General features: G+C 39.2%; 12 protein-coding genes and 1 pseudogene. 6 read left to right on the top strand and 7 right to left on the bottom strand.

Features of this window, described 5'->3' with window-relative positions; translation table 11 throughout:
• Positions 1-215 precede the first annotated feature (215 nt).
• From F601_RS0100375 to gloA, 4 genes are all read left to right on the top strand, one after another.
• Positions 216-650: a MarR family winged helix-turn-helix transcriptional regulator gene (locus F601_RS0100375; protein WP_018163707.1), complete on the top strand. Its 435-nt coding sequence runs from the start codon at positions 216-218 to the stop codon at positions 648-650.
• Positions 651-776: 126 nt separating this feature from the next.
• Positions 777-1,271: an SRPBCC family protein gene (locus F601_RS0100370; protein WP_018163706.1), complete on the top strand. Its 495-nt coding sequence runs from the start codon at positions 777-779 to the stop codon at positions 1,269-1,271.
• Positions 1,272-1,379: 108 nt separating this feature from the next.
• Entirely contained in the window at positions 1,380-2,057 is a 678-nt protein-coding gene (locus F601_RS0100365; RefSeq protein ID WP_018163705.1) for an NAD(P)H-dependent oxidoreductase, read from the top strand.
• Positions 2,058-2,104: 47 nt separating this feature from the next.
• Positions 2,105-2,497, top strand: coding sequence for a lactoylglutathione lyase (gloA, locus tag F601_RS0100360; RefSeq protein WP_018163704.1), 393 nt, complete (start codon positions 2,105-2,107; stop codon positions 2,495-2,497).
• 60 nt (positions 2,498-2,557) lie between these two features.
• On the opposite strand, the gene F601_RS0100355 is transcribed toward gloA, so the two are convergent.
• From F601_RS0100355 to F601_RS0100325, 7 genes are all read right to left on the bottom strand, one after another.
• Complete coding sequence (locus F601_RS0100355; RefSeq protein WP_018163703.1) at positions 2,558-5,020, bottom strand: FAD-dependent oxidoreductase; 2,463 nt, start codon at positions 5,018-5,020, stop codon at positions 2,558-2,560.
• 145 nt (positions 5,021-5,165) lie between these two features.
• Positions 5,166-5,597, bottom strand: a complete 432-nt coding sequence (msrB, locus tag F601_RS0100350) for a peptide-methionine (R)-S-oxide reductase MsrB (protein ID WP_018163702.1) — start codon at positions 5,595-5,597, stop codon at positions 5,166-5,168.
• Positions 5,598-5,634: 37 nt separating this feature from the next.
• Positions 5,635-6,018 (bottom strand): PaaI family thioesterase, encoded by a 384-nt coding sequence (locus tag F601_RS0100345; protein ID WP_018163701.1) that lies wholly within the window; start codon positions 6,016-6,018, stop codon positions 5,635-5,637.
• A 21-nt stretch (positions 6,019-6,039) separates the two neighbouring features.
• Positions 6,040-6,387 (bottom strand): NifB/NifX family molybdenum-iron cluster-binding protein, encoded by a 348-nt coding sequence (locus F601_RS0100340; protein WP_018163700.1) that lies wholly within the window; start codon positions 6,385-6,387, stop codon positions 6,040-6,042.
• A gap of 152 nt (positions 6,388-6,539) precedes the next feature.
• Positions 6,540-7,022: a hypothetical protein gene (locus F601_RS0100335; protein ID WP_018163699.1), complete on the bottom strand. Its 483-nt coding sequence runs from the start codon at positions 7,020-7,022 to the stop codon at positions 6,540-6,542.
• A gap of 44 nt (positions 7,023-7,066) precedes the next feature.
• Positions 7,067-7,282, bottom strand: a complete 216-nt coding sequence (locus tag F601_RS13665) for a hypothetical protein (RefSeq protein ID WP_018163698.1) — start codon at positions 7,280-7,282, stop codon at positions 7,067-7,069.
• Entirely contained in the window at positions 7,279-7,806 is a 528-nt protein-coding gene (locus F601_RS0100325) for a DUF1697 domain-containing protein (protein ID WP_018163697.1), read from the bottom strand. The genes F601_RS13665 and F601_RS0100325 overlap by 4 nt, the downstream gene beginning before the upstream one ends.
• 485 nt (positions 7,807-8,291) lie before the next feature.
• Between F601_RS0100325 and F601_RS0100320 the strand changes: the two genes are divergently transcribed.
• Both F601_RS0100320 and F601_RS13000 read left to right on the top strand, forming a co-directional pair.
• The gene (locus F601_RS0100320; RefSeq protein WP_018163696.1) at positions 8,292-8,924 is read left to right on the top strand and encodes a hypothetical protein; all 633 of its coding nucleotides are present in this window, start codon (positions 8,292-8,294) and stop codon (positions 8,922-8,924) included.
• Positions 8,925-9,387: 463 nt separating this feature from the next.
• A pseudogene (locus F601_RS13000) lies at positions 9,388-9,563 on the top strand (IS5/IS1182 family transposase); the annotation flags it as partial.

The following is a 9,563-nucleotide window of genomic DNA, read 5'->3' as shown; positions in this document are numbered from 1 at the left end:
GAAAACTCCTGCAGAAAGGCCAGCACGACCAGCATATTATCCCAAGTGCGACTATCCCACTAAACGGTGCAACAAGTAGTCCAATTGGACAAATGAAGAAATGGATTTAGGACTTTTGAAAAACTTTCCGAGAATAACTTGACACAAACGTCTAAGTATCCAAATTTGCTAATGCTCTCCTTCTATGATAGTATTAATTAGGGAAAGGAGTCCTTATGTCTAAAACTGTTCAAGAATCCTTAGATACCTGTCTTTTTTTTACTGTAAAAAAATTAGATCGAATTCTCAATAAGATGGCTGATGAAGCCTTTAGTAAAGTTGGGTTAACACCAACTTATGCCTTTATCATCCTAATTTTGGCTGAAGAAGATGGAAAATTACAGAAAGATATAGCTAGAATGTTATTTATCGCTCCATCCACACTCACTCGTTTTTTAGAAAAGCTCATTCAAAAAAGATATGTGACAACAATTGTAGAAGGTCGAACCAGTCGTGTCTATCTCACCGAAATAGGGAGAAAAGCTGTTCCATCTATTCAGTTAGCATGGGATGACTTACATCATATGTATGGTAATGTAATCGGAGATGATTACGCTGAAGAATTAGCAACTGAAATTAACGATGCTTCAGAGTTTTTTCATAATTATTAGGCTTAATTTTGCATATAAATTTAAGCCTTTTATATTGTTAATAAAAAATTTTTTAAACAAAACAGTTGTATGTACAACTAACTTATGCTATACTCTTTTTATCAAAATAAGAAAGAGGTATTAATTATGTTATTCATTCAATTTCCCGAAAAATTTACACCTGGTCTTACAGACAACTTCGTTTCTAATGAAGTCATTGTAAAAGACATCAGCTTTAATAAGGTCCTAGATGGTTTGCTAGATGCAGCTAAATGGGAAACTTACTATGAGAATAGTTCTGATGTCTACATGTACAACCAAGACAATACAGTATTAACTACTGCAACTCGATTCCGTTTTAAAACTTTCGGATTTGATGTAGAAGCTGAAGTTGAAGAGTATAATCTAGACGATAACACACTTCGACTAGCTTGGCATGGTTGGAATGAAGCCGAGGGCGATGACTTTCTTGATGTTTACCATGCGTGGTTAGTTCAAAAGCTAGACAATAATCGTGTTCGTATTCTGACACAAGAATCTCAAATTGGAGCACCAGCTAAGGAACTTGCAAAATCTGTTCCAAACACTATGTTGCTTGGTCATCAAGCATGGTTGGATGGATTAATTTCATATGCAAAATAGTATTTTTGATTAGACAATATCACTTAGACCCGCTCTAATAAAGGGTTTTCAATTGTTTCTGACAATTTCTTATGTTATGATAGAGGCATAATTACAAGGAGGAAGTATATGACTCAAGAAGATGTAAAAAATCAGATTCGAGCAGCCTTTGACCATCGTGTTGCTGTTCGTGTCTATAATGAACAAGTCATACCCAAAGAAGATATGGAATTTATCTTGGATACGGCTTGGCTTAGCCCTTCTTCTGTTGGTTTGGAAGGCTGGCGCTTCATCGTTGTCGATAAGCATCACATTCCAGAGCTCAGTGCTGCTATCAAGGATTTGGCTTGGGGGGCCCAACCTCAGCTAGATACTGCCAGCCACTTTGTTCTTTTGGTGGCTGAAAAAAATGCCCGTTTTGATGGCGAATCCATGCGTCAGAGTCTTGTCCGCAGAGGCATTACTGATGCCGAAGGTTTAGAAAGTCGTATCAAACTTTATCAAGCCTTCCAAGAAAGAGACATGCAGATGGCTGACAATCCACGTGCTCTCTGGGATTGGACTGCTAAGCAGACTTATATTGCTATGGGGAATATGATGACAGCTGCTAGCATGATTGGAATTGATTCTTGTCCAATTGAAGGTTTCAATCATGAAGTTCTTAATCAACGTTTGGCTGAGCTAGGTTGGATTGACTTGGAAAAAGAGGCTGTGGCAACTATGGTTTCATTCGGCTATCGTCGCAAGGATCCTAAACATCCACGTGCTCGTAAACCTCGCCAAGAAGTCATTACTTGGTTGGACTAATAGCTCTGCTATTTTCAAAAAATATCTAAAAACTGAAAGGAAAGAATATGCCATTCTTACACACTTGCGTCCGCGTTAAAGATCTTGACGCTTCTATTAAATTCTATCAAGATGCCCTTAATTTCAAGGAAGTGCGACGTATGGATTTCCCTGAACATAAATTCACTCTTGTTTATATGGCACTTGAAGACGATCCAAACTATGAATTGGAGTTGACTTATAACTATGGTCATGAGGGCTATGACTTGGGTAATGGCTACGGTCATATCGCTGTTGGTGTCGAAGACTTGGATGCTATGCACCAAGCACATGAAGAAGCTGGTTATACTGTCACAAACTTGTCAGGTCTCCCAGACAAAGAAAAGATGTTCTACTTCATTACTGACCCAGACGGGTACAAAATTGAAGTCATTCGCTTAAAACAATTCTTTGATAAATAATTTCAAACATAAAAAAGCGCAGATCTGCGCTTTTTTGTGTGTCTTGATTTTGAGAAGAAGTTAGATAAAAAGTTGCATGTTGGCTTTTTCGCTGTCACCGATGAAGGTAGCCACACCACCATATTCAACGAAGTCAAAGAGTTCTTCTTTCTCGATTCCCATCAGGTCCATACTCATGGTGCAAGCCACGAACTTCACGCCCAACTTATGAGCTTGTTCAATCATGTCAGGAAGGGAATCCACATTCTTTTTCTTCATGATGTGTTTAATCATGGCTGAACCCATACCGCCCATGTTCATATTTGAGAGCGGTAATTTATTGGCCGAGTTTGGCAACATGATGTCAAACATCTTGGCAAGGCCAGATTTTTTAACTTTTTGTTTTTTAAGGACTGACAGTCCCCAGAAGGTAAAGAAGAGGGTCACTTGCTTGCCATAGGCTGCTGCTCCTGAGGCGATAATCATTGAGGCCAAGGCCTTGTCTAAATCACCTGAGAAGACGACCATGGTTGCCCCATCCTTTGTCTCAGTTAGAACGCCTTCTGCCGGTAATTGACTTGGAAGGACTGCCTGAGTCTCCTGGACTGGGCCAGAACCCTTAGCCAAGGTGGCGATGACCTTGTTGCCTTCGATTTTATTATCAATAAGGGTGTTCCCTGTGTTCTTACACCAGGCTTCAATGTCAGCTGAGAAGCCAAAATCACTGGCAGCCACAGTCAATTTTTGCCCATCCTGCATCAAGTCTAGGTTTTCCTTGACCTTGAGGATAGGCCCAGGACATTGGAGTCCGCAGGCATCTAATTGGATGGTTTCTAAATCAGTGGCAACTGCTTCTGTCATTGGTTTGACCTCAACTTTTTTCACTTCAATCTCCCTCAATTGGTAGCTTGCATTCTTGTAGGTCTTGTAACCACCGTCCAGGTTTTTGACCTCAAAACCTGCCTGTTTAAGGATGCGGGCCGCATTGTAACCACGGTGTCCAACTTGGCAGTAAACGTAGATGGTCTGGTCTTTTGGTAGTTCTTGGAGGCGATGGCGGAGCTGGTTGAGGGGAATGGTATGGCTACCAGAGATTTGACCAGTTGCCAATTCAAAGTTCTCACGAACATCTAGGAAATAAGCTCCCTGGCTCTGCAAATCAGCAACCTCAGACCATTGGAAGGAGGCCACTTTGCCAGTCAAAAGATTGTCTGCTGTGTAGCCCAGCATGTTGACTGGGTCCTTGGCTGATGAATAAGGCGGAGCATAGGCCAATTCGATGCTGGCTAACTGCTCTGCTTTTGCCCCAAAACGCATGGCAGTGGCAATGACATCAATGCGTTTTTCCACGCCTTCAGTACCGATGGCTTGGGCCCCGTAGATTTTTCCATCTGGAGCAAAAAGGAGTTTGAGGGCGATTGGGGATGCCCCCGGGTAGTATCCAGCGTGGGAATTGGGATGGATGTGGATGGCTTGATAATCTAGCCCAAGGTTTTGCAGTTGACGCTCGTTGTTACCCGTGCTGGCTGCCGTCAATTCAAAAATCTTGGCAACGGCTGTTCCCTGGGTGCCATTGTAAGCAGCATCCAGACCATTAATGACATCAGCCACCAGTCGACCCTGGCGATTAGCTGGCCAGGCAAGGGGAATGTTTGTTGGGTTACCAGTCACGCTATCCACCACTTCGATAACATCACCGATGGCAAAGATGTCTTTCTGACTGGTCCGCATCTGAGCATCCACCTTGATGCCACCCTTGAAACCAAGCTCCAAACCAGCTTCCTTGGCCAGGTTGCTTTCAGGCAGAACCCCGATAGATAGAATGGTCATATCAGACTGGAGGATACGACCTGAGTTGAGGACAAACTCCTGCCCTTCCTGACGGAATTCCTTGAGGCCATCTTCCAAGATCAGGTTGACCCCGTGCATGTTGATTTGAGCATGAAGCATCTGAGCCATTTCAAAGTCAATATTGGGCATGACTTGGGGCGCCATTTCAACCAAGTTGACTTGAATCCCAAGCTCAACCAGGTTTTCCATCATTTCAAGACCGATGAAGCCACCACCGATAACGGTTGCTACTTGGACTTCATGCTCAGCAATGTAGGCCTTAATCAGGTCCATGTCTGGAATATTTCGGAGGCTAAAGACATTCTTGGCCTTGTCCAAACCTGCGATGTTTGGCACAATAGCCTTGGCCCCTGTTGAGATGATAAGTTTATCATAGCTCTCATCATATGATTCCCCAGTTTGGTGATTGAGAACAGTGACAGATTTTTGGTCAGGATTGATGCTGGTAACTTCTGAAAAGTTGCGGACATCAAGACCGTATTGGCTGTTCATGCCTTCTACCGTTTGAAGTAAAAGGTCCTGACGGTCCTTGATAACCCCACCGACATGGTAAGGCAGACCGCAGTTAGCAAAGGAAATGTATTCCCCTTTTTCAAAGAGGATGATTTGGTCCTCTTCGCTCAAACGACGCAGACGGGTTGCAGCAGTCGCCCCACCAGCAACACCACCGATAATGACAATTTTTTGTGACATAATTTTCTCCTAAGCTTGTTTGAATTCATTATATACCCCATAGGGTATATAACTCAAGTAAGCAATTCCACTTTCTATAAAATTGTCAGATGATTAAAGAAATACTCCTGCAAACACAAATCTGCAGGAGTATTTTTATATTAGGCTAGAATAAACTTTTATAGTTGCTATAACCTTCCTGATCCAACTTATCATATGGGATAAATCGCAGAGCTGCTGAGTTAATGCAATATCTGAGTCCTCCAGCTTCAAGTGGTCCATCATTAAAGACATGGCCAAGGTGAGAATCCGCATTTCGACTTCTAACCTCTATGCGACGCATAAAGTAAGAATTGTCCTCATGATTAGTTACCATGCGATTATCAATAGGCTTGGTAAATGCTGGCCAACCACATCCGGCATCGTACTTGTCTTGAGAAGAAAAGAGTGGCTCTCCACTGACAATGTCGACATAGATACCTTTTTCATAAAAATCGTCGTACTGACCAGTAAAGGCTCTTTCTGTCGCAGCATTTTGTGTGACTTCATAAGCTAAATCACCAATGCGTTTTTTTAATTCGTCCTTAGTTTCAGACATCTCAGGCTCCTTTCCTCAGAATAATTAACAAGATTTCCTATTTTTGATGTTTTCCTGTAACAAACATGGTGAAGGTTGCCTTAGCAACTGCTTCTCTCTTTTGATTTGTCACATCTACATCCACTACTTTTGTGGTTCTGCCATTATGAACACATTTTCCATCAATAAAGAGTGTGTCACCAAGTTTTCCAGACTTTAAATAATTGATATTGGACTGCAAAGTAACAGCATCATAGCCTGTTGAAATCGAAACTAGTCCGCTGATTTGGTCACAAAGTGTGAAGATGTAGCCACCATGAGCGAAACCATAATAATTCAAAGATTTGTCAACTACTTCTGTCTTAACCACAACGTGGCCTTCCTCTGAGGAAACTAATTCAAAATTTTCAAAAACACGAATTTCATGCAACTTATCTTCCATTATTTTTCAAACACTTTCTAATTAGTCTCTGCCACAACATTTGATTGCTGAGGGGTCATGGACAAGATTTCCAGAGAAAAAGTTTTCAAATGCTTGGTCTGCTTTTCCTGTTACTCCAGCAAATACCTGCATTTCAGTCATATCAAACATTCTCATGACACCTGGTCCAATGCCATTAGCAATGACAACGTCAACTGCTTCATCCAGCATGACTTTGAATTTTTGTGAGCCGTGATCTTCAATTGCTTCAATGTATTCACTGCTTATATTTCTGTCATTATCAATATTATAGATTTTAAACCATTGGCAATGGCCAAAATGTTCATAGATAGTGTCGTCAGATTTATTGATTGCTACTGCAACTTTCATATTTTTCTCCTGTGTTCCATACAATATCAATTCTTTCAAATAATTGATTTTATTAAAAAAAGAATACCTTTCAATTATATCACTTTCAGTCTTATTAGTAATTAATAGAGACTATAAAAAATCGAGAGTGGAGTGACTCTCGATGAAGTTAGTTATTGTTGTTGTGATTTCCTAAGTCTTTCGAGTAAATGCTGCGCTTGTATTCTGCTCGTCTCATCAAGCTCAAATTCAAGTAATTCGTCAAGAGCCTGTATGACTTGGGAAACATCTAATGAAGCTCTGCTATTTTCAAAAAGAAAATCATTCAAACAGAGGAGAAGTCGATAAATATGGGCATTTTCTTCCGAGAAAAAAACATCTTTTATGGCGTCAATGCCATCTTCAACTGTCACTTTTTCCAGCAGGCCATAGGGGGCTGAGAAGTTGCCACAAGGCCCCCAGTTGTTTTTTAGGCTTTCAAGCTCCTTGATATCTGACTTGTAAAAGAGGAAAGTGCTAATTTTCAGGGCCTCCTCTTTTCGACCATACTCCTGTTGATTAAAGTACTTGTCTTGATAAGTGCAAATGCCTTCAAAAATATTTCCCAATGTATCCACAAGCCGAATACACTGATTATCAAATTTAGAAAGAATCATCAGTTTCTCCTATCCAGAACTTATATTGAAAAATCATTTTTATCTTAAATTCGCTCGAAAGCTAAGCTCTTCTCTTTCATTGATATTTTTCCGACTTTGAAACCATAGTCCAAAAGTTCCTTTCTGTAGGTTATGAAAGAATGGTCGATTAGCAATCCAGCTATCTTTTTGATTTGGTCAAAGGTCAGTTTAAAATTATCAGGCCTATTTTCACTAATCCATTTCCATAATGAATTTATTTGCTCATAGAGAAACCTCATCCTAAAACTCTTTTGACAGTATTGGCTGTTCGAATGGTTAATTTTTCGGCAATTCCTGGACTTGCTGTCTTTTTCCACCAATGACATTTCCGATAGGCTTTTCTATCAAAAGTCCAGAAAATCACATTTTCAAAAACCTCAATCTTCTCGAGATTTTGAGATGGTTGACCGACCAAATCACAGATCTCTTGAGGACTGTCTCCAGATAAAATAAATATGAGGTTATCATACTTATCTTTGTCACCGGAATCCCACCATTCTGGTGCATTTGAAAGGATAGACTTTAAATCATCCATTAAAATGACGTATACAGGAACTTGCAAGCAAAATGACTCAGCTATCAGTTTCTCAAGCATTGGTCTAGGATTATCAAGATTTGAAGTAAGGACAATGTTTCCGCTGTTAAGATAGGTGGAAACTTCCTGAAAGCCAGCGGCTTCAAGTTCTGTCTTTAGTTCTGCCATGCTTATTTTGTTTTTACCACTGATATTTATTCCTCTTAAGAAGGCAAGATACTTTTTCATGGTAAACCTCTTTTGTTCATTAATAATAATCGATACTTAAAATGGACTCCCTATTTCATTTGATTTTTTCACACTCTTTTTCGACTTCATTATATGACTTTTTCGATATTAATTCAAAATTAAATCAAGTTATACGTAATTATTATTCAAACACATCTAAATACAGGATTTTAAATTAAAATAATGTTATAATCATTATAAATAATTAAAATTTTCTAACAAATAAGAAATCTATCTCCCCTAGCAAGATTAAACATAATGAAATATCTATCGGTAAAACTAACAGAAACTAGATAACTAACCTATGACATTTAATAGATGTATAAACTAATCAAAAATTAATGGAGGGAATGCGTATGAATAGGTCCTAAGTTATTGAGTTGTCTTAACCTGCTTGATATTGCTGAATTAAGGATATAAAAATTTTTTTAGATTATGTATACTTTTTTCGACAATCCAAACAATGAAAGGTAAGGAGATTTATTATGAAAAAAACTGGAATGAAATGGATGTCTACCATCTTAGCACTGTTTCTAGTCATCTCACTTGGTGCTTGCTCCAATAATACTAAAGATGCTAAAACAGAAGAACCTGCAACTGTTGAAGAAAGCAAGGAGACTCAGGAAAATGAGGTTACGGAAAGCAATGAGGAAACAAGCGAAACTAAAGAAAGTGAAGAAACTGATGATACAGAAGGCCCAATTGTAACCATTACAGCAAAAGAATTTAGTAGTGGTGAAAAACTAAATGTCTCTGCAGATACTTCGACCGGAACTTGGTACTGCGAATCTGGCTCCACAGCATATTTCTATAATGTTGCTGATAAAAGTGAATCCCATTCTGCTGCCCCACGTATCCAGGTAGAGGTCAAGCAGACACTTGAAAAGTTTGATTTCTATATTGATAAATTTGAGAATCTCCAAAATATTGAAGGACGAACTATCGGAGGAATCGAAATGACAGGGCGGACCTACAAAAATGTGGGAATGGAATGGACTGAATACCTTGGTCAATTCGATGAAGGTTTTGCGATTTCCGTGAAAATTTCACGTGTAGACATTGCTGAAGGGACTGACGGAGCTGCTCTGCTTGACAGTATGACATTTTCAAGAGAGTAGGCTCACATAAACTTTTAAATATAAAAAGACCGCTGTGACAATATGTGAAGTTACAGCGGTCTTTTTATATTTGTAAGGTTATTTAATTTTTACATATTTATTGTTTATTACGTTTCTTTAGTGTATTTCCGTACTTGGTGAATTTCAAAATATCAGATATAGAAAAAACTTCAATCGGATTAAGAAATAACTTCATTCCTTCTTTATCTCTTCTGTAACTTCTAATCCACCATAACTTAATTTTTAGAGGTGAAATATTCTCTAAGTATAGTCACTTTCGATATTTATTTGTCCTTCCTAAACGACAAGTAGTCAGCCTCATATACGTTTGGCAAGATGAGGCTGGGCAAAAACTAGCTTCAGAACACAAAAAAAACGGGCATTTCCGCAGTTGGAGATGCTCGTTTTCCTATGTCATGGTTTATAATTATAATAACGACAAAACAATTAGAAAGCCATGACTATGTATAAAGAGTATAACACAAATCAGTTAAGTTTGGAACTAAATCTTGCTTACGATATTCCCATGAACCATGAAGTTAGACTCATCAGTCTTTTCGTGGACAGTATCCCTAATCATGTTTTACTGGAAGAAAAGTCTCATACTGGCCGACCAGCCTTCCATCCGGCTATGCTCTT

The organism is Streptococcus henryi DSM 19005 (assembly GCF_000376985.1).
GTDB classification, from domain to species: Bacteria; Bacillota; Bacilli; order Lactobacillales; family Streptococcaceae; genus Streptococcus; species Streptococcus henryi.
This window is presented reverse-complemented; position numbering and strand designations above follow the sequence as displayed.

Bases quoted from the DNA above. Each gene is read 5' to 3' on its own strand.
- F601_RS0100375 (WP_018163707.1), top strand. From the start codon at position 216: ATGTCTAAAACTGTTCAAGAATCCTTAGATACCTGTCTTTTTTTTACT.
- F601_RS0100370 (WP_018163706.1), top strand. From the start codon at position 777: ATGTTATTCATTCAATTTCCCGAAAAATTTACACCTGGTCTTACAGAC.
- F601_RS0100365 (WP_018163705.1), top strand. From the start codon at position 1,380: ATGACTCAAGAAGATGTAAAAAATCAGATTCGAGCAGCCTTTGACCAT.
- gloA (WP_018163704.1), top strand. From the start codon at position 2,105: ATGCCATTCTTACACACTTGCGTCCGCGTTAAAGATCTTGACGCTTCT.
- F601_RS0100355 (WP_018163703.1), bottom strand. From the start codon at position 5,020: ATGTCACAAAAAATTGTCATTATCGGTGGTGTTGCTGGTGGGGCGACT.
- msrB (WP_018163702.1), bottom strand. From the start codon at position 5,597: ATGTCTGAAACTAAGGACGAATTAAAAAAACGCATTGGTGATTTAGCT.
- F601_RS0100345 (WP_018163701.1), bottom strand. From the start codon at position 6,018: ATGGAAGATAAGTTGCATGAAATTCGTGTTTTTGAAAATTTTGAATTA.
- F601_RS0100340 (WP_018163700.1), bottom strand. From the start codon at position 6,387: ATGAAAGTTGCAGTAGCAATCAATAAATCTGACGACACTATCTATGAA.
- F601_RS0100335 (WP_018163699.1), bottom strand. From the start codon at position 7,022: ATGATTCTTTCTAAATTTGATAATCAGTGTATTCGGCTTGTGGATACA.
- F601_RS13665 (WP_018163698.1), bottom strand. From the start codon at position 7,282: ATGAGGTTTCTCTATGAGCAAATAAATTCATTATGGAAATGGATTAGT.
- F601_RS0100325 (WP_018163697.1), bottom strand. From the start codon at position 7,806: ATGAAAAAGTATCTTGCCTTCTTAAGAGGAATAAATATCAGTGGTAAA.
- F601_RS0100320 (WP_018163696.1), top strand. From the start codon at position 8,292: ATGAAAAAAACTGGAATGAAATGGATGTCTACCATCTTAGCACTGTTT.